The organism is Burkholderia sp. AU39826 (assembly GCF_020419965.1).
Lineage (GTDB): Bacteria > Pseudomonadota > Gammaproteobacteria > Burkholderiales > Burkholderiaceae > Burkholderia > Burkholderia semiarida.
On sequence record NZ_JAIZQG010000032.1, the window covers coordinates 1 to 26,743 of the forward strand.

Sequence of the window (26,743 nt, forward strand, 5' to 3'; positions counted from 1 at the left end):
GCACACGCCGATCTCGGCGCCTTTCTCGGCGGCCAGCTGCTTGAGCCGGATCGCCGCCGACAGCCCGGCGGGGCCGCCGCCGACGATCACGACGTCGTATTCCATCGATTCGCGCGGGCCGTACTGCGCGAGCAAGTCCTGTGTGGTCAAAATCCTGTCTCCTGCTGCGTCCCGACCGTCAGCGGTCAGAACTGGTCTTCCGTCAACGCGAGCACGCTCTCGTTGCCCTTCGCGCCGACGATCGACGCTTCGAGCGCACCCGCCTGCACGAGCACGTGCTCCGCATAGCATTGCGCGATCGCGATCTTCGCGTCGAAGAACGCCGTGTCGCTCGCACGGTTCGCGTGCGCGGCCAGCAGCGCACGCGCCATCTGCCAGCCGCACAGCACGACGCCCGCGAGCTTCAGATACGGCACGCTGCCCGCGAACACCGCGTTCGGGTCCTGCTTCGCGTTCGCGAGCACGTAGTCGACCACCGTCGACAACGCGCGCGCGCCCTTCTCCAGTTGCGCCTTCATCGACGCGGCCGCCGCGCCGTCGATCTTGCCGAGCGCCGCGACGGTCTCGCCGATCTCCGCGATCAGCGCCTTCGCGACCGCGCCGCCGTCGCGCAGCGTCTTGCGGCCGACGAGGTCGTTCGCCTGGATCGCGGTCGTGCCTTCGTAGATCGCCAGGATCCGCGCATCGCGGTAGTACTGCGCGGCGCCGGTTTCCTCGATGAAGCCCATCCCGCCATGCACCTGCACGCCGAGGCTCGCCACGTCGTTCACCATCTCCGTGCTCCAGCCCTTCACGACCGGCACCAGATATTCGTAGATCGCCTGATGACGCGCGCGCGTCGCGTCGTCCGCATGGCGGTGGGCAATGTCGCTGTGCGCGGCGGCCACATAGGCCAGCGCCCGGGCGCCTTCGGTCAGCGCACGCATCGTGCCCAGCATCCGGCGCACGTCCGGGTGATGGATGATCGTCACCGACTGCTTCGCCGAGCCATCCACCGGGCGGCTCTGCACGCGTTCCTTCGCGAATGCGGCCGCCTTCTGGTACGCGCGATCGGCCACGCCGATCCCCTGCATCCCGACCCCGAAGCGCGCCGCGTTCATCATGATGAACATGTATTCGAGGCCGCGGTTCTCCTCGCCCACCAGATAGCCGATCGCGCCGCCGTGATCGCCGTATTGCAGCACCGCCGTCGGGCTCGCCTTGATCCCGAGCTTGTGCTCGATCGACACGCAGTGCACGTCGTTGCGCGCACCGAGCGATCCGTCGTCGTTGACCAGGAACTTCGGCACGATGAACAGCGAAATACCCTTCACGCCTTCCGGCGCATTCGGCGTGCGCGCCAGCACCAGATGGACGATGTTGTCCGCCATGTCGTGCTCGCCCCACGTGATGAAGATCTTCGTGCCGAACACCTTGTACGTGCCGTCGCCCTGCGGCTCCGCGCGCGAGCGCACCAGCGCGAGGTCGGAGCCTGCCTGCGGCTCGGTCAGGTTCATCGTGCCCGTCCATTCGCCGGAGATCAGCTTCGGCACGTAGCGCTGCTTCTGCGCGTCGGTGCCGGCCGTCAGCAGCGCCTCGATTGCGCCGTCGGTGAGCAGCGGGCACAGCGCGAACGACAGGTTCGATGCGTTCAGCATCTCGATGCACGGCGTCGCGATCAGCTTCGGCAGCCCCTGGCCGTCGTATTCGGCCGGATGCTGCAGCCCCTGCCAGCCGCCCTCGACGAACTGGCGGAACGCTTCGCCGAAGCCCGGCGTCGCGGTCACGACGCCGTCCTTCCAGCTGCTCGGATTGCGATCGCCTTCGACGTTCAGCGGCGCCAGCACCTCGCCGCAGAATTTCGCGGACTCGTCGAGCACGGCCTGCGCCGTGTCGTAACCCGCATCCTCGAAACCCGGCAACTGCGCGACGGCGTCGATGCCCGCGAGTTCCTTCAGCACGAACAGCATGTCCTTGACGGGGGCGTTATAGCTCATGGTCGATGTTCCAATCAGGCGGTGAATTGGGGGCGCCACGGGGTCCGATACGGCAGAACCGGCCAGAACCGGGCGACGTGATGGGCCATCCTAACGCCGCGGGTCCGGATTTTCATTGTCATATCCGGCCCACATGGTGACAAAATCGGCCACGCCGCGCACCGGCGGCGACCCTGCCGCCCGGCGGAGAAGCCCGTCGCGCGGGCGTCGGCGCCCGATCCGCCCGTATCGGAGATTGCGGTGAAGCGCGCCAAAAAAACGGCCACGCGCACGCGCGGCCGCCCCGCTCGGCGCGGCAAAGGGAGCCGGTTATGGGAGTGTCCTCTGAAAAACCGGCGATGAAAACCGCCAAGGTGTCCGGTTATGGGATTCCATCCGCGGCCCCGCGAATCGGTGATACCCGGCGCCGCGCCCGCGTCACGCCCGGCGCCGATACGTCCCCGGCGTACTGCCCGTCCAGTGCCGGAACGCGCGATGAAACGCGCTCGGATCGTCGAAGCCGATATCGGCGCCGATCGCCGCGATCGTGTCGGGCGTGTCGGTCAGCCGCTGGATCGCGATATCGCGCCGCAGCTCGTCCTTCAGTACCTGGAACGTCGTCCCTTCGGCGGCCAGATGACGGCTCAGCGTGCGCACCGAACAATGCAGGTGCTCGGCTGCCTGGTCGATCGCGGGCAGGTCGGGCAGCGCCGCCGACAGGTACTGCCGCACGCGATGGCACACGAGCTGTTCGCTGAACGATTCGAAGATCCAGTCGCCCGGCGCGCGCGCGAGGAACTTGCGCAGGTTGCGCTTGCTCTGGCGGATCGGCGCGTCGAGGTAATCGGCGCTGAAGCGCATCAGCGTACGCGCGCAGTCGAACTGCACGGCGCCGGTGAAGAAGTACAGGTGGTCGACCGCATGGCGCGGCCGCGGGCACGCGAACTCGATCTGCAGCAGCGGAATCTTCTGCCCGATCAGCCAGGAGCACACGCCGTGCACGAGCTTGAGCATCAGCTCCTGGCCGAGCGCGCCGATCGGGCCGATGGCGTCGTTCGGGCGCAGCAGCACCTGCGCGACGAGCTCGTCGCGCTTCGATTCGACGAAGAAGTCGTCGAGCAGGATATGGAAGAATTGCCCGAAACGATGCAGCGCCGTTTCGAGGTTGCGCGCATCGAGCAGGCTCAGGCACAGGTACTTCAGCGTGCCGCCGCGCAACGGACGCGAGAAGATGCCGGGCATCTCGTCGTCGAGGTCGATCGCGAGCGTGCGGTACAGCGTCGAGAACTGCTCCTCCGTCACGCGCGCATGCGGCTCGCCGAGCAGTTCGATCGGAATGCCGGCGCCGCGCAGGTAGCGCTCGACCACGTCGCGCCGCGCGCCCGCGCTCGCGAGAAAGCCGTTGACGAGCGAGATCGGCACCGTCGCGCTCGGCGACGGCAGCGCACGCCCGGGCCGGGCGGAAAGTGAATCTGAGCCGGTCATCGCGTCCCCGTCGATCAAACCGACCGCATTGTACTTGAGCGGCCCGCGCGCGACCTTCGGGGTTGGACGCGCACCGGGCCGTGCCGGGCCGCCGCGGCCGCGCGGCGCGTGGCCGCCATCAGTCGGTGCGGTCGAGTTCCCGGCGCAGGATCTTGCCGACCGTCGACTTCGGCAGCCGGTCGACGAAGCGCACCAGCTTCGGCACCTTGTACGCGGCCAGGCTCGCGCGGCAGTGCGCGACGAGCTGCGCCTCCGTCACGTCGGCGTCCGGCGCGCACACCACGAACAGCTTGACGGCCTCGCCCGTGCGCGGGTCCGGCACGCCGATGCACGCGCATTCGGCGACGCCCGGCAGCGCGGTCGCAACCGCCTCGATCTCGTTCGGATACACGTTGAAGCCCGACACGATGATCATGTCCTTCTTGCGATCGACGATCCGCAGGAAGCCGGCCGCGTCGAACACGCCGACGTCGCCGGTGCGGAAATAGCCGTCCGCGGTGAACGCGGCCGCGTTCGCGTCCGGCTTCCGCCAGTAGCCGCCCATCACCTGCGGCCCCTTCACGCAGATCTCGCCCGCTTCGCCGATCGCCACCTCGCGATCCTGGTCGTCGAGCAGCTTCACGTCGGTCGACGGCAGCGGCACGCCCGTGGTGCCCGTGAAGCGGTCGATCGACTGCGGGTTGAACGACACGACCGGCGACGTTTCCGACAGCCCGTAGCCCTCGCGGATGAAATTGCCCGTCACCGCCTTCCAGCGCGACGAGATCACGTCGATCACCGCCGCGCCGCCGCCGGCCGACAGCTTCAGCCGCGACCAGTCGACCTCCTTCAGGCGCGGATGGCCGGCGAGCCCCGCGTACAGCGTGTTCACGCCGACGAACACCGTCGGCCGCGCGGCCTTCAGCACGTCGATGAACCCGTCCATGTCGCGCGGGTTCGCGACGAGCCAGTTCTGCGCGCCGATCGCGAAGTAGGACAGGAAGTTCACCGTCAGCGCGAAGATGTGATACAGCGGGATCGCCGTGACGACGACTTCCTCGCCCGGCCGGCGCGCATCCGGCACGATCGCCGCGAACTGCGCGATGTTCGCGACGAGGTTGCGATGCGACAGCGCCGCGCCCTTCGACAGGCCGGTCGTGCCGCCCGTGTATTGCAGCAGCAACAGGTCCGCGCCGCTCAGCGCAACCGGCTCGCACGCGAGCGATTCCCCGGCGGCGATGGCGTGCGCGAGCGCGGTCGAACCGGGCGGCAGCGTGTCGCACGTGCCGGCCGGCGCATCGACGACGCCGAGGTCCTCCCGGCCCACGCTGAGCACGGTGCGCACGCGCGTGCGGCCGACCACGTCCGCGAACGTGCCCATCGACCCGCCGCAGACGATCGCCACCTCGACCCCGGCGTCGTCGAGCTGATGCTCGAGCTCGCGCGCGGTGTAGTGCGGATTCACGTTGACCTGCACCGCGCCGATCTTCGCGACGGCGACGAACACGACCGGGAACGCGAGCACGTTGGGCAGCATCACGGCCACGCGGTCGCCCTTGCGCACGCCGACGACCTGCTGCAGATACGCGGCCAGCGCGGTCGACAGGTGCTCGACGTCGGCATAGGTGAGCGTGCGGCCGAATGCATGGAACGCCGGGCGATCGGCGAAGCGGCGCATCGCGTCGTCCAGCAGCGCGCTTACGGAAGGATGGCGATCGGCGTCGATCTCGGCGGGGATCGAGCCATACGACCCGATCCAGTGTCTCTTCGTCATGTCTCACTCCTCTGGGCGCGGCACGCCAGCGTGCGTACCGCTCTCACGGCGGCCTGCACGCCGAAAGGACGCGGGACGCCGCCTGACCGGCGACTATCGCCCGCGCGATGCGCGTTGCAAATGATCCGCGCGGCCGAAAACATGATCGAAACGGACACGCGAACGCACGCGCCTGCGCCACTCACACCGCGAACACCCGTCCGGCCGGCCTTTTCCATCGCTGCATCAGGGTGAACCCTGTGGCGGACGGGACCGTTCCCGAGCAGAATTGCGGGCCGTCAACGATATCGATTCGGACGCAGGATCCCGCCATGCCGCGCAGCGCGCTGTTGAAACCGACCGACGCCCGTCCCGCCCGGCTGCGCGACGCCGAGGCCGCCCACGCGTTGCGCGCGCAGCGCTTCACGCCGGCCAAGCTGGCCGTGCTGGTCGACGTGGCCGCGCACGCCGGCGTCGATCCGGCCACGGTGCTCGCCGGCACCGGGCTCACGCCGGCCGACGTCTCGGACCCGTTCACGCTCACGTCGCCGCTGCAGTTCCTGACGGCCGCGCGCAATGCGGTCGGCCGGTACGACGGCACCGACCTCGGCGTGCGCGTCGGCCGCCGGCTGCACGCGTCGAGCTACGGGATGTACGGCTACGCGATGCTGTGCTCGGAATCGCTCGCGCGCGCGTTCGATTCGGCCGTCAAGTATCACCGGCTCGCGAACGGCATGCTGCCGATCCGCTGGGTCGAACAGGGCGATACCGCGTCGTGGCTGTTTCCGGCCCGGCATGAGGTCACGCTGCCCGATCTCGACGCGCCGCTGTACCGTTTCCTGATCGACATGCAGTTCGCGCTGCACGTGACGGTCATCAAGGACGTGATGGGCGGATGGTGCGTGCCGGCGCGCGCGCAGTTCGCGCAGCCGCGGCCGCCGCACGCGGCGCTGCTGGCCGATGCGCTCGAATGCCCGATCGCGTTCGACCAGCCGCATCACGTGCTCAGCTATCCGGCGGCATGGCTCGCGCGCGCGCCGCAGCTCGCGAACCCGATCACCGCCGCGCAGATGTCGTCGCACTGCGCCCGGTTGCTCGACGAACTGCGCAGCCAGTCCGGCATCACGCGACGCGTATACGAGGAGCTCACCCGCACGCCGGGACAATTCCCGGACATCGACGCGATCGCCGAAATCCTCTGCATGACCTCGCGCACGCTGCGCCGCAAGCTCGAAGCCGAAGGCACGTCGTACAGCGAGCTACTGACGAGCGTGCGCAAGGCGCTCGCGATCGACTACCTCGGCACGACCACGCTCAGCATCGAGGACATTGCGTTGACGCTCGGCTTCAGCGATGCGGTGGGATTCCGCCACGCGTTCAAGCGCTGGACCGGCACGACGCCGACCGACGTGCGGCGCAAGCGCGGCGGGTAACGCCGCCGCCGGCGGTCAGCGCGCGTCGCCCGCGGCCGGCGACGCGACCGCCAGCGCAAACTCGAACACGGCGCCGTGCCCGGCCCGGTCGACGAGCCGGATGCTGCTGCCGTTGAGCGCCAGCATCCGGTGCACGATCAACAGGCCGAGCCCGCCGCTCGTCGCCGTGCCGCCGCTGATCGGCCGCTGCGGCCGCTGGAACAGCCCTTCGCGCCGCGCCGCCGGAATCCCTTCCCCGGTATCCGACACCGTCACGACCACACGGTCTTCCCGAGGCTCGAGCGCGATCTCGACCTCGCCCTGCGAAGGCGTGTGCCGCAGCGCGTTGTCGAGCAGGTTGGTCAGCACGCGCTCGATCATCCCGAGATCGGCCGACACGACCGGCACGCGCGGCGGGATCCGTGCATGCAACGCGACGCCGCGCGATTGCGCGGTCAGCTCGAACTTCTGGAACACGTCCTGCACGAGATCGACGAGCGAGAACGGCTCGCGCTCGGCCTGCACGCCGCCCGATTCGAGCCGCGCGAGCTCGAACAACGCCTGCGCGAGCCGCCCGACCTTCGCGCTCTGCGCGAGCGCGATCGACAGGTAGCGCCGCCGTTCGGGCTCGGCCAGCGTGTCGGCCTTCAGCGACAGCGTCTCCAGATAGCCATGCAGCGACGTGAGCGGCGTGCGCAGGTCGTGCGAGATGTTCGTGATCAGTTCGCGCCGCTGCTGGTCCTGGCGCGTCAATGCGCGCCACTGTTCGCCGATCCGGTCGGCCATCTGCGCGAACGCGGATTCGAGCACCGCGATGTCGTCGCCGCGGCGGCCCGGCGGCAAGCGCAGCACCGGCGGCTGCGTATCGGGCATGGCGGGCATGGCTGGCGCGCCGGGCGCGCCGCTCGCGTCGAAGCCGCGCATCGCGGCCGTCAGCCGGCGCAGCGGGCGCGTGATGAAGCTGAAGGCGACGAGGCCCGCGAGCAGGCCGAGCAGCGCGACGATCGCCATCGACCACAGCGTCGTGCGCAGCACGTTGCCGGCGTCGACGCGCGCGGCGAGCCGGTCATGCGCCTCGCCGAGCAACACCACGTAGATGTAGCCCGACGGCGGCTGCCCCGCGCGCTGCAGTGGCGCGGCGCTGAACACCTTGCGCGCGTCCGGGCTGCGCGGGTCGTCGCCGAGAATCGGCAGCGGCTGGCCCGCGATGAAGCGCTGCACGGGCGCGAGATCGACGCGGTCGCGCTTTACGTGGCCCGGCGGCGCATCGTCGCCCTTGATGCGCCCCGCGTTGTCGAGCAGGTACACCTCGACGCTCGGGTTCACGCCCATCAACTGGCCGAACAGCGTGCGCACGGCGTCGGGGCGCAGCCCGTTCGCGTCCATCAGCGGCGCGCTGCCCGCGATGTTGGCGGCCAGATCGCGCGACAGCGCCTGCACGACTTCCTTCTCGCGCATGTCGTTCGCGCGGATCTGCAGCCACGCCGACGCGCCCGAGCACGCGAGCAGCAGGATCGAGAACACGAGCGACAGCCGCCGCGTGAGCGTGAGTTTCATCATGCGTCCCGCTGGCCCGGCGCGGCGAGCTTGTAGCCGCGGCCCCAGACGGTGAGGATTCGCACGGGCTCGGCCGGATCGGCCTCGATCTTCGCGCGCAGCCGGTTGATGTGGGTATTGACCGTGTGCTCGTAGCCTTCGTGCTGGTAGCCCCACACCGCATTGAGCAGGTCCATCCGCGAAAACACCTTGCCCGGGTGCCGCGCGAAGAAATACAGCAGGTCGAATTCGCGCGGCGTGAGGTCGATGCGCACGCCGTCGACGCTCGCCTCGCGCGCGATCGGGTCGATCGCCAGCCCGGCGACGTCGAGCGTGCCCGCGTCGATCCGCGAATCGCGCGCGAGCGCATCGACGCGCCGCAGCAGCGCCTTCACGCGCGCGACGAGTTCGAGCACCGAGAACGGCTTCGCGAGGTAGTCGTCGGCGCCGAGTTCGAGGCCGAGGATCCGGTGCACCTCGCTCGAGCGCGCGCTCGTGATGATGATCGGCGTGTAGCGCGTCATCGCCCGCGCGCGCCGGCAGATTTCGAGGCCGTCGACGCCCGGCAGCATCAGGTCGAGGATCAGCGCGTCCCAGTTGCCCTGTTCGAGCAGGCGCAGCCCTTCGGCGCCGTCCGCGCTGTGCACGACCTCGTAGCGCTCGTCGCGCAGGTGCAGGCTCAGCACGTCGGCGATGTCGGCGTCGTCCTCGACGATCAGGATGCGTTTCGGTTGGTCCATGGCGGTGGGCGGCGGCACGTCGGCGCGACGCTCGGTGAGGGTTGTCGGGCGGTTGCCGGGCGGCGCTCGGTCGCCCGGAACGCCGCCCGGCGAAAGGCCGCGCTGCCGTCATTGTGCAAAATTTTGCGGCGGAGAGTGATCACAAATCGTTTAAATCTGGATCGTACTCGTGATGTGAGCCAATCTCGGCGAGGCTTCCCGCTCCGGCCCCTCGAACTCGATTCGACGCGCTCCGGCGCAAACGCCAAAAGGCCGGTTCGAAAAGACGGCACGGTTTCGCCATCTCGGCTCCCATGCGGTCAGAACCGGGAATTGACGCGCACATATGCGGACTGCGCCGACACGCGGCTCGTATCGATCGTCGCATCCAGCCCGAGCGATACCGTGGTCGTCTTGGCGGCCTGCAGCGTGACGCTGGCGCCCGTGGTCAGGAACGCGCGCGGCAGATCGGTACCCGGCGCCGCGAACACGGTCCCGTCCTGGCTCTGCACCTGGACGACGCGGCTGCCGCGCAGCACCTCGTGCGCATAGCCGACGCGAAGCTGGACGCCGACCGGGCGCACGGCGTCGCCGAACGCCTTGTCGAGCGACACGCCCGCGTAAGGCTGAAGGCTTCTCGCACTGTCGGGCCCGACGTTCAGGTTCTGGCCGTTGGCGCCGTTCTCGCCGAAGCCGCTGCCGCGCACGTACGCATACCGCAGCCCGATGTGCGGCGTGAACCGGAAACCGCCGGCGTCCATCGGCAGGCTGGCCTGCGTGGCGGCGGTGAATTCGTGGCCGAGATGGTCGCCTTCGGCGGTACCCACGCTGCCGAACGGCCGCTTCTGCGACAGGAAATCGAGACCGTAGCCGAGCGCCGCCGACAGGTTGACGGCGCCGATCGGCCGTGCGCCGTACAGCGCGACGCGCAGCGTGTCGATGGCGCCCGATGCGCCTGTCGTGTCTTCGGCCAGCGTGGTGTGCGTGTAGCCGCCCGCCGCACCGACCGTCGCTTCGCCGAGCCGCCCCTGTGCGCCCGCCAGGAACCCGTACGCGTGCGTGAGGAAGCCCGGCGCGCCGCCCGTGCCGCCCACCTTGGTGCTGGAACCATTGGCCACGGCCCACACGTTGCTGGCACCCGCCGCGTCATCCTGCCGGCCGGCGAGACGCCCGAGCAGCGTCGAACTGGCGTCTTGCGCCTGCAGCAAGGCCGTCGTGCCGAGCGCCGTGTAGATCGACGTCCTGGTCGGCGCGATGACCGTTGGGCCGGCCGGCGTGCCTGGGCCGGCCGGCGTGCCGGGCCCGGCCGGCTCGGCGAGCAGCAGGTCGACCGCATTGGCGCCGTAGTCCACCGACGTTTGCAACGCGCCGAGATTCGCGCCGGCCGTGCTGGTGCCGACGTTCGAGAAACGGCCCGTCACGCCGTTGGCCGCGCTCAGCACGGTGTAGCGGCGGGCGGTATAGGTGCCGGGATCGAACAGAACGGCCAACGAACCGCCGAGCGTCGCGGCGCCGCCCACGCGCAATTGCGATGCTTCCGTCGGGCTGACCTCGATCGACAGCGTGCCGCCCGCCGCCTGCGTGTAGTTGCCGCCCACGGTCAGCGTTCCGATCGAACCGCCCGGCGCGACCACCCCGCTGCTGCTGACGGCGCCCGCCACCGTGCCATGGCCGCGCAACGTGCCGAGCGCATCGACCACGACATTGCCCCCCAGCACTGCACCGGCATTCGCCGCGTCGCCAACGACCAACGTGCCGCCCGCCACCGTCGTCGTTCCGGAGAACGCGTTGCTGATACCGTTCAGCGTCAGCATGCCCGCGCCTCGTTTGACCAGGCCGCCGGTGCCGACGAGGCTGCCGCTGAAGGTTTGCGACGAGTCGTCGGCCAGCGTGAGCGCGCTGCCGCCCAGCACCACGCGGCTGCCTGCCACGCCGGACAGATGCGCGACCGTCTGGCTGCCGGCCGCGGACAGGTCGAGCGCGGCCGCCTGGCCGGCGAGCGTGACCGACGTGGACGACGCCAGCCGGCCGGCGCCCGACAACGCGAGCGTGCCCGCGTCGACCGTCGTCGCCCCGGTGTATGTGTTCACGCCGGACAGCGTTTGCGTGCCGCCCGCCACGATCAGCCCGCCGCTGCCGTCAATCACACCGCCGAACGTGCCGACCGCATTGGCGAGCGTCAACGTGCGACCGCCCAGCGCGACCGTGCCCGTACCCGTGAGCGCATTGATCGTCGCCCCGGCGGTCGTCCCCGAGATATCGAACGTCCCGTTGTCGACGACCGCGCTGGAGGCCGCAATGCTGCCCGAATCGGTCAGCACCAGCGTTCCGGCATTGACGGTGGTAGCGCCCGTATAGGCGTTCGCCGCCGACAGTGTTTGCGTACCGCCGCCGACGGTCAGTGCGCCCGTCCCGTTGATGGTTCCGCCGAACGTGCCGGCCGCATTGGCGAGCGTCAGCGTGCGGCTGCCCAGCGCCACCGTGCCCGTGCCGGTCAGCGCATTGATCGTCGCCCCGGCGGCGGTCGCCGAGATGTCGAACGTGCCGTTATTGGCGATTGCGCTGGAGGCGGCCAGGCTGCCCGAACCGGTTAATGCCAGCGTGCCGGCGTTGATCGACGTTGCACCGGTAAAGCCGTTCGTACCGGACAGCGCCTGCGTACCGCCCGCAACCGTCAGGCCGCCGGTGCCGCCGATCACGCCGCTGAACGTGCCGGCCGCATTCGCGAGCGTCAGCGTGCGACCGCCCAGCGCCACCGTGCCCGCGCCGGTGAGCGTATTGATGGTCGCCCCGGCCGTCGTCCCCGAGATATCGAACGTGCCGTTGTCGACGACCCCGCTGGAGGCGGCCAGGCTGCCCGAACCGGTTAATGCCAGCGTGCCGGCGTTGATCGACGTTGCACCGGTAAAGGCGTGGGCGCCCGACAGCGTTTGCGTGCCGCCCGCCACGGTGAGCCCGCCGGTACCGCCGATCGCCCCGCTAAACGTGCCGGCCGCATTGGCGAGCGTCAGCGTCCGGCTGCCCAACGCGACCGTGCCCGTACCCGTGAGCGCATTGATCGTGGCGCCCGAGGTCGTCCCCGAGATGTCGAACGTGCCGTTGTTGGCGATTGCGCTGGAGGCGGCCAGGCTGCCCGAACCGGTCAATGCCAGCGTGCCGGCGTTGATCGACGTTGCACCGGTAAAGCCGTTCGTACCGGACAGCGCCTGCGTACCGCCCGCAACCGTCAGGCCGCCGGTGCCGCCGATCACGCCGCTGAACGTGCCGGCCGCATTCGCGAGCGTCAGCGTGCGACCGCCCAGCGCCACCGTGCCCGCGCCGGTGAGCGTATTGATCGTCGCCCCGGCGGTCGTCCCCGAGATATCGAACGTGCCGTTGTCGACGACCCCGCTGGAGGCGGCCAGGCTGCCCGAACCGGTTAATGCGAGCGTGCCGGTGTTGATCGACGTTGCACCGGTAAAGGCGTGGGCGCCCGACAGCGTTTGCGTGCCGCCCGCCACGTTGAGCCCGCCGGTACCGCCGATCACACCGCTGAACGTGCCGGCCGCATTGGCGAGCGTCAGCGTCCGGCTGCCCAACGCGACCGTGCCCGTACCCGTGAGCGCATTGATCGTGGCGCCCGAGGTCGTCCCCGAGATGTCGAACGTGCCGTTGTTGGCAATCCCGCTGGAAGCAGCGATGCTGCCCGTGCCGATCAGCGCGAGCGTGCCGCCGTTGATCGCGGTGCTCCCCGTATAGCTGGCGGCGCCGGATATCGCGAGCGTGCCGGTACCCGCCTGCACGAGGCCGCCCGCCCCGCTGACGGTGCCGCCATACGACACCGTGTCGCCGCGGTTGAACGCCAACGTGCCATTGTTGACGATGTTGCCGACGACGGAGCCCGTGGTCCCGCCGCTGCCGATCTGCAGCGTGCCGGCGCTGATGGTGGTGCCGCCGGTATAGGTGTTGTCTCCCGTCAGCGTGATCGTTCGGCCGCCGCTCACGGCCACACTGCCCGCCCCGGATACCACGCCTGAAACCACTAGGCCAGTCGCGCCGGAATTGAAAGTCACCCGGGACGCGGCATCGCCCAGCGTCACCTGGTTGGACAGTGTGAGCCCGGCGGAACCCGCGGCGATGGTGGCCGCCGCCGCAGCAGCCACCTCGAGGTTTCCGACGATGTTGGACCCGGTCACCAACTGCAGCGTATTGTTCGCGCCGTTGAACCGGACGGCTGCCGCGCGCGTCACGCCGTCCGCGTACAAGCCGCCCGAGATCGTACCGCCGTTGACGACGAAATCGCCGCCATTGACGATGACGCCGGCCCCGGCGGCCGCGCCGTTGCCGGCGCCGCCGGCGATCGTGCCGACGTTGGTCAGCACGGTGAAGCCGCCGGCCAGGTTGACACCGGCGCCGCTGGCTCCGGCCGTGCTTGCGCCACCGCCGCTGACGCCGCCCACACCGCCGGTGATGGTTCCGAGGTTGGTCACCTGCGAACCGGGCCCCAAGGTCAGCAGCCCGTCGCCGCCCCCGCCGCCGCCGCCCGGGTTTCCGCCACTGCCCCCGTTGCCGCCGTTTCCGCCGACGAGCGCTCCCTGGTTCGTCACGTCGGCCGCCGGCGTCACCATGACGAGCGCAGCGCCCCCGCCGCCTCCACCGCCGCCGTTCGACGCAGGCCCCGACGTGCCGGCTCCGCCATTCCCGCCGGTGCCGCCCTGCACCGTCACGCCGTTGTTAACCGTCACGCTGGTGCCGGTCGAATACACGCCCGCGCCACCGCCACCGGCACCGCCGGCGAAATTGAATCCATCGAAGGCCTGACCGGCGCCGCCTTGCGCGTTCGCGTTGACCACCGCATCGCCGGCGAGCACCACCGCCGGCGCTCCGCCGGGGCCGCCCTGGCCGCTGTCGTTCGTCGCACCGGTGCCGCCTGTCCCGCCTGACGTGGCCCCGCCGGGGACCTGCACCGTGGCCGAGCCTCCGCCCAACGTAGACGAACCCCCGCCACCGCCGTTACCGCTGCCGCCGTTGCCGCTTCGGTCCGGGATGCCGTCGCCGCCGGGCGCGCTGCAATTCGCAATGGTGCCCGCCGAACACGTGGCGGCCCAACCCGGGACGGCCGCGCCGGCCAGACCGAGCGACACGCCGATCGAAACGAGCCAGGCGCGGCGGCGCGCGGGCGTGGCGCCATGGCCGGCGTCGACTCCGCCGTGCGACGCCCTCGTGCGTTCGGATACCACTTGCGGAGCATGCAAGCTGCGGCTCCAGACCAGCCGATAGACCCGGTTCATGTCGATCCCCTCGGTGCATAGACCGATGGGCCCGGCGCCGGTCACGGAGAGGCTGCCCCGATGGCGCGACGGACCCGTTCTAGTTGTCTTTCTATGGCGCGCCGGTCCGCGGATACTGATTGTGTTGGTTCATCGGTCGGGGCGCATGCGCGCGCAATATAACACCGACGTCGGCAGCACATCCAGGTTGTCGTGGCCCCGTCCCCCCCAGCGGTGAGTGGAAGACACGACGCGGTCGACCACGCCTCGTGGTCGACCCCGGCTACCCGACGTCTTCCGTCCGTACGCCTGACACACGGTGTCTTTCAATGCGCGACCGCCCCTCGGTCTCCACGTGCCCGCCGGCCTGCCAGCCGGTTCGGGACCGACACGGAAGACAACGCCAACACGCCCGTCACGCGCCTTGACGACCACACCGGCTTTCGTCCGACTCGTCTCGAAACGAGAACGATCAATTCTCGGCAGCGGGGATTCTGCCGCAGCCGACGAGTTTCTAGACTTACCGCAAGCGATGAGACCTGCTCGTCGCACCTGCCCCAAAGGACACCGTCATGAAGCTCTACGTTCACCCGCTTTCCGGTCATTCGCACCGCGCACGTCTGCTCATCTCGCTGCTCGGCATCGAGCACGAACTGATTGAAGTCGACCTGGCCGCCGGCGCGCACAAGTCGCCTGAATTTCTGGCGCTGAACCGCTTCGGTCAGGTGCCGGTGCTGGTCGACGGGGACACCGTGATCGCTGATTCGAACGCCATTCTCGTGTATCTCGCCCGCACGTCGGGCAACCGCGACTTCCTCCCGCCATCGCCCGTACAGGAAGCCGCCGTGCAGCGCTGGTTGTCCGTCGCGGCCGGCGAGATCGCATTCGGCCCGGCCGCCGCGCGGCTCATCACGGTGTTCGGCGCGACGTTCAACGCCGACGAAGTGATCGCCCGTGCGCATCGCATCCTCGCGCTCATCGACGCCGAACTCGCAGCGCGCGACTTCATCGTCGGGCCGAAGCCGACCATCGCCGACGTCGCGTTGTACAGCTACGTCGCGCGCGCGCCCGAAGGCAACGTGGATCTGTCGGGCTATTCGAACGTCGCGGCGTGGCTGCGCCGCATCGAAGCGTTGCCGGGCTTCGTCGAGTTCGTGAAGACGCCGGTCGGGCTCGCGGCGGCTGCGTGAGCGAAGTCGGCCCGTCGCCCCGTGCGGGCCGACGGGCGACGCCGGCGCACCCAACGCGTCATGTGCAAATTCCGTCGAGGAGACACATCGTGAGCACGGTATCGAATGAAGCGAACTCGCCGTGGCATCGGGGCGAACTCAAGCTGCAGGAAAAGACAGGCGTGATGCAGAAGATGGACAGCGTGGGACGGCGCTTCGTCAGGAACCACATGCCCGACCAGCATCGAGCGTTCTTCGCGCAGTTGCCTTTCGTCGTCGTCGGTGCGGTGGCGGACGACGGCGACGTATGGGCGACGTTCGCATTCGGCCAACCCGGCTTCATGCAGTCGCCGAACGACAAGCGTCTGCGCATCGACACCGTATTCGATCCGAACGATCCGGCTGCCGGCGGCACGCGCGACGGCGCGGCGATCGGCCTGCTCGGCATCGAACTGCATACGCGGCGGCGCAATCGGCTGAACGGCGTGATCCGCCGCGGCGAGACGCGCGCATTCGATCTCGACGTCGTGCAGAGCTTCGGCAACTGCCCGCAATACATCCAGTTGCGCGATTTCGCGTTCGTACGCGAACCCGATACGTTTTCCGCAATCGCACCTGAGCAGAGCGATCATCTCGACGCTCGCGCCCGCGCGATCGTCGCGGCTGCCGACACGCTGTTCGTTGCGTCCTACGTCGGCGACGGCGCCGAGCGTCAGGTCGACGTTTCGCATCGCGGCGGCAAGGCGGGGTTCGTGCGCATCGGCGACGACGGCGTGCTGACGATCCCCGATTTCGCCGGCAACCTGTTCTTCGCGACACTCGGCAATTTCCTGGTCAATCCGCGCGCGGGCATCGTGTTCGCCGACTTCGAGACCGGCGACGTGTTGCAGATGACCGGTGAAGCCGAAGTCGACCTCGATTCGCCCGAGATCGCCGCATTTCAGGGCGCGGAGCGACTGTGGCGCTTCAAGCCGCGCCGCATCGTTTATCGCGCCGGCGCATTGCCGTTGCGCTGGACGTTCCGGGCGGAAGGCTGGTCGCCCAACTCGCTGATGACGGGAAGCTGGGACGAGGCCGCGCGCCGCCTGAAAGCGGCCGAACTGGCACGGGCGTGGCGTCCGTTCAGGGTCGCGAAAATCACCGACGAGAGCACGCTGATCCGCTCCTTTCAGCTCGATCCCGAGGACGGTGCCGGATTGGTGCCGCATCTGGCGGGCCAGCACGTGCCGATTCGCGTGAACCTGTCGGAGAACGGCGCTCCGCTCATCCGCACTTATACGTTGTCGAGCGCGCCGTCAGACGGCGTGTATCGCATCAGCGTCAAGCGCGAAGGACGTGTGTCGTCGCATCTGCATGACATGGTGCAGGTCGGTGACCGCATCGACGTCCGGGCGCCCGCCGGGCAATTCACGATCGATGCGCTCGAGCGCCGTCCCGCCGTATTACTGGCGGCCGGTGTCGGGATCACGCCGATGCTGGCGATGTTGCGTCACATCGTCTACGAAGGCGCGCGCAAGCGCGGCACGCGCAAGACCTGGTTCTTTCACGCCGCACGCTCCGTGAAGGAACGCGCGTTCAGCGACGAGATCGCCCAGCTCGCATCGGCGGCGAACGGCGCGGTGAACGTGGTGCGCGTCCTGTCGGACGCGAGCGGCGCGCGCGAGGGCGACGAGTTCGACGTCGTCGGCCGCATCGATGCGAACCTGTTGCGCGCCACGCTGCCGTTCGACGACTACGACTTCTATCTGTGCGGACCGTCGGGCTTCATGCAAGCGGTCTATGACGGGCTGCGCGACCTGAACGTGGCGGACGACCGAATCCACGCGGAGTCGTTCGGCCCTTCCGGGCTCGAGCGTCGCGCCGATCCGGGCGCACGTGCCCCGCTGCGCGCGCCGGCGGATACGCCGACACCCGTTGCATTCGTCAAGTCGGGCAAGGAAGCGCGCTGGCAACCGGGCGGCGGCTCGCTGCTGGAGCTGGCCGAGGCGCGCGGCCTGACGCCCGAATACGGGTGCCGGGGAGGCAGTTGCGGCACCTGCCGCACCCGGATCGTCGAAGGCGCGGTGACGTATCCGGTCGCGCCGGCATTCAAGGTATCGGACGACGAAGCGCTGATCTGCTGCGCGGTGCCCGCGCATCGCGAATCGGGCGGCGGCGACCGTCCGCTGCTCGACGCGTAATTCAGAACCCGCGTCACGCGGCGACGATTGCCAACGAAAGGCGTTCGATCCGGAAAGACGTCAACGTCGTGCTCGGGCGCAGGCCCGACGATCATCCCGGCCTGAGCGATCTCGGCCTGCAGGGCCTGCTTGCAGACGGAATGCGATGCTTGCTACGCGCGCCGTTCGGGATGGTTCCGTCGCACGCGCCGTGCCGACTCGCCGCTGTCGGCTATGCCGACCACATCGGCGCCTTGGCTCTCAGCTTTTCGACGCAGAGATCGATGAAGGCGCGCGCCTTCCGGTTCGCGTGCCTGCCCTCCCGATGCACGACATGAACCGGAAGCGGGGCAAGTTCGTGCTCGGCCAGCAGCACGCACAGCGTGCCTTGCGCGAGCTCGTCGACCACCTGATAGGACAGCAGGCGCACGATTCCGAGGCCGGCCGTCGCCGCGGCGATCGCGGAATCGTTCGTCGTGGTCACCAGGCGCGGCTGGATGGGGACGGTGAGCGTCTTGTCCCACGCGCGCAAGCGCCATTCCGGCGCCGGCGTGATGCCCGTCGCCTGGATCGTGACGTGAGCCGCGAGATCGTCCGGATGCCGCGGCGTGCCGTGCGCACGGAGATAAGCGGGAGAAGTGCACAGCACGCGCCGCACCTTGCCGACCGAGATCGCCTGCAGCGACGAATTCGGAAGCTCGCCGATGCGCACGGCCACGTCGGCGCCTTCATCGACGAGATTCACGACGCGGTCCAGAAACCAGCAGTTGAGATTGACGAAAGGATGCTGCTCCAGATACTCGAGCGCGATAGGCGTCACGTAGGTCTTGCCGAACAGCACGGGCGCGGTGACGGTGAGCTGGCCGCGCGGCGTATTGCCGGTGCCGGTGGCGGAAAGCTCTGCCGCGTCGATGTCCGCCAGGATTCGCCGGCAGTCTTCGTAAAACGACGCGCCCGCATCGGTGATGCGGACCACGCGCGTCGTCCGCGTCAAGAGCCGCACGCCCAGATGCTCCTCGAGCTCCGTCATCACGCGGCTGATTACCGACGGCGATACGTTCAGCTTGCGCGCCGCCGATGCGAACCCTTCCGTCTCGACCACCGTGACGAAGGTGGTCATGGCCTGGAGCCTGTCCATGTCTGAAAGATATCCGGGTGAAGTGAACGTGTCCTCACGCGCAGTGCGTATCGTGCGCATCCATGTCGCCGCATGGCGGCGGCCAGCATAGCAAAGTTTCGAACCCGCTCCGCGTGCGACATCGGCACGACGATCATGGTCCGTGCATGCACGAGCGTCGTCGACGGATGGGTGGTCGCCGGCCGGCCACGGTCGACGCGGCAACATGGCGCGGCCGATCCGCATCCCGGCAATTACGCGAACGCCGTGCCCGGGCGGAACCGACGGGCGAACGCAGCGTACGCATCGTCCGTCACGCCGAACGCGCCTGCGGCTCCGCGGTTTGCGACGACCGCATGCGCCACTTCGCTGGCGTCATGCCTACTTGCCGTTTGAACACCCGTTGGAATGCGGCCTCCGATCGATATCCGACCGATTCGCCGATCTCCGCGACGGACATCGTCGTTTGCGCCAGCTTGCGGCCGGCCAGCGCCATGCGGATTTCCGTCAGCACATCGCTCGCCGAGCGGCTGATTGCCTCTTCAAAGTGGCGTGCGAACGTGGCACGCGACATGTGACAGAGCGCGGCCAGTTGCGGAAGCGTCCACGGCTTATCTGGTTCATCGAACATGGCCGCGAGCGCCGGCTGCAGCCGCTGACGCTGCGCAAGCGCCAGCAGGCCGCGCGGCGCGTGGCCGGTATCGGACGCGCATCGCAGGGTCAACGCAAACAGCGCGCCCGACAACTGGTTCACGACCGTCGCGCTGCCCGGTCGTTGCTCGAACGCTTCCTCGCGCATCAATTCGATGACGCGGGCGAGCCTGGTGGCCGCGAATGCGGCGTCGCGCGCCGGTCCGTCGCCCTCGCTCACGCTGCTTACCAGCAAACGCCCCGGCAGATGGTCGCGCAGCAACTGCTGCGGCACCGCCGGGAGGATGAAGCGGCCGCAGAGCACATCGGCGCCATCGCGTGTGCGGCCGTTCGTGACAATGGTCAGGCCGTCCTGATGCCGCTCGCGTGCCGGGCGGGGCGGCTTGCCGCTGCCGTCGCGCAGGCTGTGCGCGCTGCCGGAAGGAAACAGCACGATATCGCCGGCTTTCATTCGAAGCGCGGGTTCGCCTTTCGCGCCGGCGTCGCCTTCCACCACGGCCTCGCCGCGCAACAGCACGTGATAGGGAAATTCCCACTCGCTCGACTCGGGATGGTCGATGCGCCACGGCGAGCCGAAGTGGCATCGCACATCCAGCCGTCCGGTGACCGGCATCAGCGCGAGCAGTCGGTCCAGCAGTTCCATATGAGACGTTTGGGCATGAAGTTGCGGAATTATGGCATTAAAGAACTCGCCGCGCACCCCTACACTGACTCCCATGCCATACGACATGGCTAAGCGGTTCAACCCTCAATCCGAACGAAGGAGTCGATCATGTCCCGTCTCACCACCATTCGCCCCGAAGACGCAACCGGCCCGGCCGCCGAAGTATTCGCGAAGATCAAGAAGGCCGTCGGCAAGGTGCCCAATGCGTACGCAACCATCGGAACGCACAGCCCCGAAGCACTCGGCGCGGCGCTGGCGTTCGATGCCGCTGTCGCGTCGAGCACGCTCGGCAAGGCAGACATCGAAGTCATCAAGCTGGCGGTCAGCGAATACGCGGGCTGTGACTACTGCGTCGCGGCTCACACGCTGATGGGCAAGCTGGCCGGCCTGACGAGCGATCAGATGAAGCAGGTGCGCGCGGGCGCGGCAACCGGCGACGCCGCGCGGGATGCGCTGGTCACGTATGTCCGTACGCTCGTCGGCACGCACGGGACGGTCCCCGGTGCAGTCGTCGATGCAGTACGTGCAGCTGGCTATACGGAACGTCAGCTGATCGAGATCAATCTTGCCATCGCGTCGATCACGTTCACGAATCTCGTGAACCGCGTGAACGACACGACGCTCGATTTTCCCGCCGTGGAGTAACGGCGCGTCCGTGCGCGGCGTCGGCAACCGAATCCGGATGATTCATCCGTCGGCCTTCATCGGAACGGATACTCGCCGACGCGCCCGGAACACGGGCGCCGGCGTGCGCTGCCGCCACGCCGGGTGCACACGTACAGCAAGCTCGAATGACCCGTTCCGAAGTCGTCGATCGACATGCGCAGCCGCGCCGGCACCGCGTATCAGCGCGCGGCAGCCTCCGGGTTCCGGACGCTGCCCAGAAACCGCGTCAACTCCACCGTCTGCGGCCGCTCGAAGATCTCGTCGGCCGTTCCGCTCTCCCACACGCGGCCCTGGTGCATGAACACGATCCTGTCGCTCACCGCACGCGCGAAGTTCATCTCGTGCGTGACCATGATCAGCGTCATGTCCTGGCGCGCGAGCTGCTCGACGACGCCCAGCACCTCGCCGACGAGCTCGGGATCGAGCGCGGACGTGATTTCGTCGCACAGCAGCACGCTCGGCTTCATCGCGAGCGCACGCGCGATCGCGACGCGCTGCTGCTGGCCGCCCGACAGTTGTTCCGGAAACGCGTCGAACTTGTCGCCGAGGCCCACGCGCTCGAGCATCAGTTCCGCGATCGCGCGCGCCTGCTGACGATGCGCCTTCTTCACCACCGACTGCGCGAGCATCACGTTTTGCCCGGCGCTCAGGTGCGGAAACAGGTTGTATTGCTGGAACACCATGCCGACCTTGAGCCGCAGCGCACGCAGGTCCGCATGCCGCGCATCCACGCGTTCGCCGTCGACCGAGATCGAGCCCGCGTCGATGCTCTCGAGCCCGTTGAGCGTGCGCAGCAGCGTGCTCTTGCCCGAGCCGCTGCGGCCGATGATCGAGACGACCTGCCCGCGCTCGACGGAGAAATCGATGCCCTTGAGCACATGATGGGTGCCGAAGTTCTTTTCGAGACCACGGGTTTCAACGAGCGGCATGCCATCTCCTTTGCAACGTGCGCGCGTAACGGGTAAGCGGATAACAGAGCGCGAAATAGATCAGTGCGACGAGGCCGTACACGACGAACGGCCGGAACGTCGCGTTCGAGATCGCGATGCCGACCTTCGTCAGCTCGGTGAAGCCGATGATCGACACCAGCGCCGTATCCTTCACGGCCTGCACGCCGAAGCCGACCGTCGGCGCGATCGCGATGCGCGCGGCCTGCGGCAGGATCACGTGACGCAGTTGCTCGACGTAGCTCATTGCCAGGCTCGCCGATGCCTCCCATTGCCCCTTCGGCACGGCCTCGACGCAGCCGCGCCAGATTTCCGCGAGATACGCGCTGGTGAAGAACGTGAGCCCTGCCGTGGCCGCGACCCACGGCGGCACGTCGAGCCCGACGAGCGGCAGGCCGAAGAACACGATGAACAGTTGCATCAGCAACGGGGTGCCCTGGAACACTTCGATATACAGCTTCGCGACGCCGCGCAGCAGCGTCGAACGCGATACGCGCATCACGAGCAGCCCGAGGCCGACGAGGCCGCCCGTCACGAACGACACGATCGACAGCACGATCGTCCAGCGCGCGGCCAGCAGCAGGTTGGCGAGAATCTGCGCGAACGTGAAATCGGTCATCGCGCACCTCGCAGGCGACGGGAAAACAGGCGGCGACCCATCGCGCCGAGCGTGGCGCGCAGCAGCAGCGCCATCGCCAGATACGCGAGCGTGATCACGAAGTACGTCTCGAACGCGCGGAAGTTGCGCGACTGAATGTAGCCGGCCGCATAGGTCAGGTCGGCCACCGAGATCTGCGACACGACCGCCGAACCGAGCATCGTGATCACGATCTGGCTCGACAGCGCGGGAAACACCTTGGCGAGCGCCTGCGGCAGCACGACGTGGCGCAGCATCTGCGCGCGCGACATCGCCAGTGCCGACGCGGCCTCCAGATGCCCTTTCGGCACGGCGGCCACGCCCGCGCGCACGATCTCGACCGAGTACGCACCGAGATTGAGCGTCATCGCGAGGATCGCGGCCGTGTATTCGTCGATGTGCACGCCGAGCGCCGGCAAGCCGAAGAAGATGAAGAAAAGCTGGACGACGAACGGCGTATTGCGGATCGCCTCGACGTACGCGCCGATCAGCGGGCGCAATCGTACGGCCGCGCGCGCGTCGGCGCTGTACGCGGCCGCGCCGAGCACGCCGACCGCCACGCCGAGCACGGTCGCGACCGCGGTCAGCGCGAGCGTGATCGCCGCGCCGCTCGCGAACACGCCGACGTATTCGGCGAGCTCGCCGAATTGAAGCTGGTAGCTCATGGGAACGGAATGAATTCGGGTTCGGACAACGACACGCGCCGCGCCCGGCATGCCGGCAGCGGCGACGTATCAGGCGACACGACGATTCGTCACAGTCCGGCCGGCAGCGGCTGGCCGAGCCACTTCCGCGACATCTCGCCCAGCGTGCCGTCCTGCTTCGCATGCGCGATCGCATCGTCGATCTTCGCGAGCAGGCGCGGTTCGTTCTTGTTGACGCCGACGAAGCATGGCGAATTCTTGATCACGAACTTGACCTCGGGGCGGCGCGGCGGATTCTTCGCGAGAATCGCCGCCGCGACGATGTTGCCGGCCGCGATCAGTTGCACTTGCCCCGACAGGAACGCCTGGATCGTCGCGTTGTTGTCCTCGAAGCGCTTGATCGTCGCGTTCGGCGCGAGCTGCGACAGCGCGATCTCCTCGAGCGCGCCGCGCGTGGCGCCGACCGTCTTGCCGGTCAGGTCGGCGGGCGCGCTCACCTTCACGTCGGACGGGCCGAACACGCCCTGGAAATACGGTGCGTACGCGCTCGAGAAATCGATGACCTTCTCGCGCTCCGGCGTCTTGCCGAGCGACGAGATCACCATGTCGACCTTGTTGGTCGTCAGGTACGGAATCCGGTTCGCGCTGTTCACGGGCACCAGCTTCAGCTTGACGCCGAGCGCCTTGGCGAGCAGGCCGGCCATGTCGATGTCGTAGCCCTGCGGCTGCATGTCCGTGCCGACCGAGCCGAAAGGCGGATAGTCCTCGGGCACCGCGACGCGCAGCGTGCCGTTTTTCGCGATGGTGTCGAGCGCATCGGCATGGGCCGGCGCGGCGGCGAACAGCGCCATCACGGGTGCGGCGATCAACGCAGCCAGCCAGGTGCGTCGGGGGAACGGTCGGGTCGTCGGGCTCACGGTGAATCTTCCTTGTCTGGTATGTCGTCGGGGCGCGCGCAACCGTTGCGCGGCCCGACACGACTCCAGCAAGAACCGGGCCACGCCCCGTGCAACGCTTGCCGCACCGACCCAGCCGGGCGACCCGTCGATCCGCATTCCTCATTTCGGTGCATGAGCCGGCGCCGGCGGCGGCGGTTGCCCTCACAGGGCGCGCCGGCGCACCAAATTAACTGACCGGTTCACCCGCCGCCCGGCCCCTATGCACGGATTCGAACAGGCCCAGTCGAAATTTGCATTCCGTTTGTGACGGGAATTACGGCTGAATACGTTCGCGACGTACCGTGCCGTTCGCCACGCCCGGCGAATCGCAATCAGGACAGGTGCGCTTGATTCCGCGCCCTCGTCCGCCGGTACCGGTGGTCCCGATCGCCTCGCGATCGGGATGAATTCAATCCCATCCGTGCGCGAGGATACCGTCATGGCATCGATTCCCGAACCGTCGACAACCGGCGAAACCGACAAACGCAGCTGGCTCGAATCGCACGAAGCCGGCTATCACAAGACCCTCGGCAATCGACAGGTGCAGATGATCGCGATTGGCGGGGCCATCGGCACCGGGCTGTTTCTCGGGGCGGGCGGCCGGCTGCAGGCCGCCGGCCCGTCGCTCGCGATCGTCTATCTGGTATGCGGCGCGTTTTCGTTCCTGATCCTGCGCGCGCTCGGCGAGCTCGTGATGCATCGCCCCAGCAGCGGCAGCTTCGTGTCGTACGCGCGCGAATTCCTCGGCGAGAAGGCATCGTTCGTCGCCGGCTGGATGTACTTCCTGAACTGGGCGATGACCGGCATCGTCGACATCACCGCCGTCGCGCTCTACATGCATTACTGGGCGCCGTTCGCGGCCGTGCCGCAGTGGATCTTCGCGCTCGTCGCGCTCTGCATCGTCGCGACGATGAACCTGATCGGCGTGAAGTGGTTCGCCGAGATGGAGTTCTGGTTCGCGCTGATCAAGGTCGCCGCGATCGTGCTGTTTCTCGTGATCGGTTCGGTCATCCTCGGCACGGGCATGCCGGTCGCCGGCCATGACACCGGCATGCATCTGATCACCGACAACGGCGGGTTCTTTCCGCACGGACTGATGCCGGCGCTGGTGCTGGTACAGGGCGTGGTATTCGCGTTCGCGGGCGTCGAACTCGTCGGCACGGCCGCCGGCGAATGCAAGGATGCACGCAAGGTGCTGCCGCGCGCGATCAACAACGTGATCTGGCGCATCGCGATTTTCTACGTCGCGTCGGTGGTGCTGCTGGTGTGCCTGCTGCCGTGGAGCGCGTACAAGGCGGGCCAGAGCCCGTTCGTCACGTTCTTCGGCGCGCTCGGCGTGCCGGGCATCGGCTCGGTGATGAACCTCGTTGTGCTGACGGCCGCGCTGTCGAGCCTCAACTCCGGCCTGTATTCGACGGGGCGCGTGTTGCGTTCGCTGTCGATGGGCGGCTCTGCTCCCGCGTTCCTCGCGCGAATGAGCGCGCAATCCGTGCCGTACGCGGGCATTCTGGTGACGGTCGCGATCTATGTGGTCGGCGTGCTGCTCAACTATCTCGTGCCGTCGAGCGTGTTCGAGATCGTGCTGAACATCGCGTCGCTCGGCATCGTCAGCACATGGGGCTTCATCGTCGTGTGCCAGATGAAGTTCCGCGCCGCGGTCAGGCGCGGCGAGGTGGACGACGTATCGTTCAGGATGCCGGGCGCACCCGTGACGTCGTGGCTCACGCTGCTGTTCCTGCTCGGCGTGCTGGTGTTGATGGCGTTCGACTACCCGAACGGCACGTGGACGATCGCATCGATCCCGCTGGTCGCGCTGCTGCTCGTGGCCGGCTGGAAGTGGCTGAGCCGTCGCGCGCGCCGCGCGTTGCTCAAGCCGACGATTCCGTCGGTCACGCTCACGCAGAACGTACTGGAGAAAGGAGACGACTGAATCCCGGCCCGGCGCGACTCGGCGACCGTTCCCGCCGAGTCGTGCCGGGTGTCCGACGACGCCGTGTGGCAACGATCGGGGATGAGCACCCGGGACGCCACGTCCGCACGGCATGGCTCACCGACCGGCAAGGCGCTCGCAATGAGTGGGACGCACGCGACAAGCGGCCGGCGGCATCCCGCCGGCCCGTCGGCGTCAGTTGACCTGAAGCTGGCCACCGCGGCCCAGCCCGCCCTTCACGTCCTGCGCCTTGTAGCTGCGCAGCGCGACGACCATCTTGTTCCACGCATCGATGAACGCGACGACCGTCGCCTTGCCTTCCGGCGTCGTCGAGAAACCGGCCAGCCCGCCGCCCACCCCGCCGCCGAGGCCGCCCAGCGCCGCGCCGTAGTTCGTCGCCGTCGAGCTGCCTTCCGACGCCGCGATCTGCACCGCCGAGCGCACGTCGAACAGCGTCAGCGTCACCACCGACGCCTTCGTCTGCAGGTGCCCCGCCACCGCCGCCACCGCGCTGTTGCCGATCAGCCCGCCGATCATGCTGCCGATCCCGCCGATCGGCGAATCGTTGATCACGATCTGCGGCTCCATGTAGTAGTCGGCCGCCACACGCTGGCCCTTCTGCTGCTTCGAGCCCGCGCGATATTCGCCCGAGTTGCGTTGCAGCTGCGTGATGCGCGACAGGCGCGCGTCACTCTTCTGGTTGCCGATCGACGTGATCACGAAGCAGTTCGACTGCTGCACGGCCAGCCGCAGCAGCGGGTCGATGCTCGTCACCTTCGTCGCGCTGCCGAACGGGCCCCACCAGTCGGCGTTGCGGCCGTCGTCGACCGCGATCGTGCCCAGCGGCGACGCGCAGCGCTGCAACTGCGAATCGGCGCCGGCGCTCGCGCCGCCGGCCGCTGCGCCCGTCACCCCGGCGTTCTGCCCGCCGGGCGTCACCATGCCGCCGCACCCCGCGACGGACGCGCCAAGCGCTGCAACCAGCGCACCTTGAATCAGACGTTGCGAAAAGTTGGTCTTCATGTCGTTGTCGATCGATTAGAGTCGTTGTTCGGCTTATGGGTCCGTGCGAACTTCGATAAGCCCCCCCGGCGTGGCGCGCGATGGTGGTCTCCCCGCGGCTGCCCCCGTTG

The 26,743-nt window shown here is 68.5% G+C and carries 19 protein-coding genes; 5 read left to right on the top strand and 14 right to left on the bottom strand.

Annotated features, from left to right (window positions below):
- From LGM42_RS31345 to LGM42_RS31360, 4 genes are all read right to left on the bottom strand, one after another.
- Positions 1-150: FAD-dependent oxidoreductase (locus LGM42_RS31345; protein WP_141718724.1), on the bottom strand; the 150-nt coding region annotated here is incomplete at its 3' end.
- A gap of 35 nt (positions 151-185) precedes the next feature.
- A complete protein-coding gene (locus tag LGM42_RS31350; RefSeq protein ID WP_059638624.1) occupies positions 186-1,976 on the bottom strand; it encodes an acyl-CoA dehydrogenase in 1,791 nt (596 codons plus the stop codon).
- 417 nt (positions 1,977-2,393) lie between these two features.
- Positions 2,394-3,440, bottom strand: a complete 1,047-nt coding sequence (locus tag LGM42_RS31355) for an AraC family transcriptional regulator (RefSeq protein WP_059578948.1) — start codon at positions 3,438-3,440, stop codon at positions 2,394-2,396.
- A 118-nt stretch (positions 3,441-3,558) separates the two neighbouring features.
- Positions 3,559-5,193 (bottom strand): AMP-binding protein, encoded by a 1,635-nt coding sequence (locus LGM42_RS31360; protein WP_060315328.1) that lies wholly within the window; start codon positions 5,191-5,193, stop codon positions 3,559-3,561.
- Between the two features lie 311 nt (positions 5,194-5,504).
- Here LGM42_RS31360 and LGM42_RS31365 point away from each other — a divergent pair, with 311 nt between their 5' ends.
- The gene (locus LGM42_RS31365; protein ID WP_060315331.1) at positions 5,505-6,605 is read left to right on the top strand and encodes an AraC family transcriptional regulator; all 1,101 of its coding nucleotides are present in this window, start codon (positions 5,505-5,507) and stop codon (positions 6,603-6,605) included.
- Positions 6,606-6,620: 15 nt separating this feature from the next.
- Here the strand turns inward: LGM42_RS31365 and LGM42_RS31370 are convergent, their stop codons facing one another.
- The 3 genes from LGM42_RS31370 to LGM42_RS31380 form a co-directional block, all read right to left on the bottom strand.
- Positions 6,621-8,141 carry a sensor histidine kinase gene (locus LGM42_RS31370; RefSeq protein ID WP_060315351.1) on the bottom strand — a complete coding sequence of 507 codons (1,521 nt, stop codon included), beginning with the start codon at positions 8,139-8,141 and terminating at the stop codon, positions 6,621-6,623.
- Positions 8,141-8,860, bottom strand: a complete 720-nt coding sequence (locus LGM42_RS31375) for a response regulator transcription factor (protein WP_059578940.1) — start codon at positions 8,858-8,860, stop codon at positions 8,141-8,143. The genes LGM42_RS31370 and LGM42_RS31375 overlap by 1 nt, the downstream gene beginning before the upstream one ends.
- Before the next feature lie 299 nt (positions 8,861-9,159).
- A complete protein-coding gene (locus tag LGM42_RS31380) occupies positions 9,160-14,109 on the bottom strand; it encodes an autotransporter-associated beta strand repeat-containing protein (RefSeq protein WP_226234259.1) in 4,950 nt (1,649 codons plus the stop codon).
- A gap of 551 nt (positions 14,110-14,660) precedes the next feature.
- Here LGM42_RS31380 and LGM42_RS31385 point away from each other — a divergent pair.
- Together LGM42_RS31385 and LGM42_RS31390 are read left to right on the top strand one after the other, a co-directional pair.
- A complete protein-coding gene (locus LGM42_RS31385; protein WP_226234260.1) occupies positions 14,661-15,278 on the top strand; it encodes a glutathione S-transferase family protein in 618 nt (205 codons plus the stop codon).
- Positions 15,279-15,367: 89 nt separating this feature from the next.
- Positions 15,368-17,437 (top strand): pyridoxamine 5'-phosphate oxidase family protein, encoded by a 2,070-nt coding sequence (locus tag LGM42_RS31390; protein ID WP_226234261.1) that lies wholly within the window; start codon positions 15,368-15,370, stop codon positions 17,435-17,437.
- Between the two features lie 211 nt (positions 17,438-17,648).
- Here LGM42_RS31390 and LGM42_RS31395 read toward each other — a convergent pair whose 3' ends face one another.
- Both LGM42_RS31395 and LGM42_RS31400 read right to left on the bottom strand, forming a co-directional pair.
- Positions 17,649-18,554, bottom strand: coding sequence for a LysR family transcriptional regulator (locus tag LGM42_RS31395; RefSeq protein ID WP_226234281.1), 906 nt, complete (start codon positions 18,552-18,554; stop codon positions 17,649-17,651).
- A 292-nt stretch (positions 18,555-18,846) separates the two neighbouring features.
- Positions 18,847-19,827 carry an AraC family transcriptional regulator gene (locus tag LGM42_RS31400; protein ID WP_059638618.1) on the bottom strand — a complete coding sequence of 327 codons (981 nt, stop codon included), beginning with the start codon at positions 19,825-19,827 and terminating at the stop codon, positions 18,847-18,849.
- A 129-nt stretch (positions 19,828-19,956) separates the two neighbouring features.
- Between LGM42_RS31400 and LGM42_RS31405 the strand changes: the two genes are divergently transcribed.
- Entirely contained in the window at positions 19,957-20,493 is a 537-nt protein-coding gene (locus tag LGM42_RS31405; protein ID WP_060315345.1) for a carboxymuconolactone decarboxylase family protein, read from the top strand.
- A 200-nt stretch (positions 20,494-20,693) separates the two neighbouring features.
- Here the strand turns inward: LGM42_RS31405 and LGM42_RS31410 are convergent, their stop codons facing one another.
- The 4 genes from LGM42_RS31410 to LGM42_RS31425 all read right to left on the bottom strand — a co-directional run bounded on the left by LGM42_RS31410 (position 20,694) and on the right by LGM42_RS31425 (position 23,659).
- Positions 20,694-21,443 (bottom strand): amino acid ABC transporter ATP-binding protein, encoded by a 750-nt coding sequence (locus tag LGM42_RS31410; RefSeq protein WP_226234262.1) that lies wholly within the window; start codon positions 21,441-21,443, stop codon positions 20,694-20,696.
- Positions 21,430-22,080 carry an amino acid ABC transporter permease gene (locus LGM42_RS31415; protein WP_226234263.1) on the bottom strand — a complete coding sequence of 217 codons (651 nt, stop codon included), beginning with the start codon at positions 22,078-22,080 and terminating at the stop codon, positions 21,430-21,432. Before LGM42_RS31415 ends, LGM42_RS31410 begins: the two co-directional genes overlap by 14 nt.
- The gene (locus LGM42_RS31420; RefSeq protein WP_059578916.1) at positions 22,077-22,763 is read right to left on the bottom strand and encodes an amino acid ABC transporter permease; all 687 of its coding nucleotides are present in this window, start codon (positions 22,761-22,763) and stop codon (positions 22,077-22,079) included. The genes LGM42_RS31415 and LGM42_RS31420 overlap by 4 nt, the downstream gene beginning before the upstream one ends.
- Before the next feature lie 89 nt (positions 22,764-22,852).
- Entirely contained in the window at positions 22,853-23,659 is an 807-nt protein-coding gene (locus LGM42_RS31425) for a transporter substrate-binding domain-containing protein (RefSeq protein WP_059578913.1), read from the bottom strand.
- Between the two features lie 460 nt (positions 23,660-24,119).
- Between LGM42_RS31425 and ansP the strand changes: the two genes are divergently transcribed.
- The gene (gene ansP, locus LGM42_RS31430; protein ID WP_059578910.1) at positions 24,120-25,610 is read left to right on the top strand and encodes an L-asparagine permease; all 1,491 of its coding nucleotides are present in this window, start codon (positions 24,120-24,122) and stop codon (positions 25,608-25,610) included.
- A gap of 195 nt (positions 25,611-25,805) precedes the next feature.
- Here the strand turns inward: ansP and LGM42_RS31435 are convergent, their stop codons facing one another.
- Positions 25,806-26,633: a penicillin-binding protein activator LpoB gene (locus tag LGM42_RS31435; RefSeq protein WP_226234264.1), complete on the bottom strand. Its 828-nt coding sequence runs from the start codon at positions 26,631-26,633 to the stop codon at positions 25,806-25,808.
- Positions 26,634-26,743 lie beyond the last annotated feature (110 nt).

Coding starts and splice junctions, on each gene's coding strand:
- LGM42_RS31420 (WP_059578916.1), bottom strand. CDS start 22,763: ATGAGCTACCAGCTTCAATTCGGCGAGCTCGCCGAATACGTCGGCGTG.
- LGM42_RS31385 (WP_226234260.1), top strand. CDS start 14,661: ATGAAGCTCTACGTTCACCCGCTTTCCGGTCATTCGCACCGCGCACGT.
- LGM42_RS31395 (WP_226234281.1), bottom strand. CDS start 18,554: ATGGACAGGCTCCAGGCCATGACCACCTTCGTCACGGTGGTCGAGACG.
- LGM42_RS31380 (WP_226234259.1), bottom strand. CDS start 14,109: ATGAACCGGGTCTATCGGCTGGTCTGGAGCCGCAGCTTGCATGCTCCG.
- LGM42_RS31400 (WP_059638618.1), bottom strand. CDS start 19,827: ATGGAACTGCTGGACCGACTGCTCGCGCTGATGCCGGTCACCGGACGG.
- LGM42_RS31370 (WP_060315351.1), bottom strand. CDS start 8,141: ATGAAACTCACGCTCACGCGGCGGCTGTCGCTCGTGTTCTCGATCCTG.
- LGM42_RS31375 (WP_059578940.1), bottom strand. CDS start 8,860: ATGGACCAACCGAAACGCATCCTGATCGTCGAGGACGACGCCGACATC.
- LGM42_RS31405 (WP_060315345.1), top strand. CDS start 19,957: ATGTCCCGTCTCACCACCATTCGCCCCGAAGACGCAACCGGCCCGGCC.
- LGM42_RS31350 (WP_059638624.1), bottom strand. CDS start 1,976: ATGAGCTATAACGCCCCCGTCAAGGACATGCTGTTCGTGCTGAAGGAA.
- LGM42_RS31410 (WP_226234262.1), bottom strand. CDS start 21,443: ATGCCGCTCGTTGAAACCCGTGGTCTCGAAAAGAACTTCGGCACCCAT.
- ansP (WP_059578910.1), top strand. CDS start 24,120: ATGGCATCGATTCCCGAACCGTCGACAACCGGCGAAACCGACAAACGC.
- LGM42_RS31365 (WP_060315331.1), top strand. CDS start 5,505: ATGCCGCGCAGCGCGCTGTTGAAACCGACCGACGCCCGTCCCGCCCGG.
- LGM42_RS31355 (WP_059578948.1), bottom strand. CDS start 3,440: ATGACCGGCTCAGATTCACTTTCCGCCCGGCCCGGGCGTGCGCTGCCG.
- LGM42_RS31415 (WP_226234263.1), bottom strand. CDS start 22,080: ATGACCGATTTCACGTTCGCGCAGATTCTCGCCAACCTGCTGCTGGCC.
- LGM42_RS31435 (WP_226234264.1), bottom strand. CDS start 26,633: ATGAAGACCAACTTTTCGCAACGTCTGATTCAAGGTGCGCTGGTTGCA.
- LGM42_RS31360 (WP_060315328.1), bottom strand. CDS start 5,193: ATGACGAAGAGACACTGGATCGGGTCGTATGGCTCGATCCCCGCCGAG.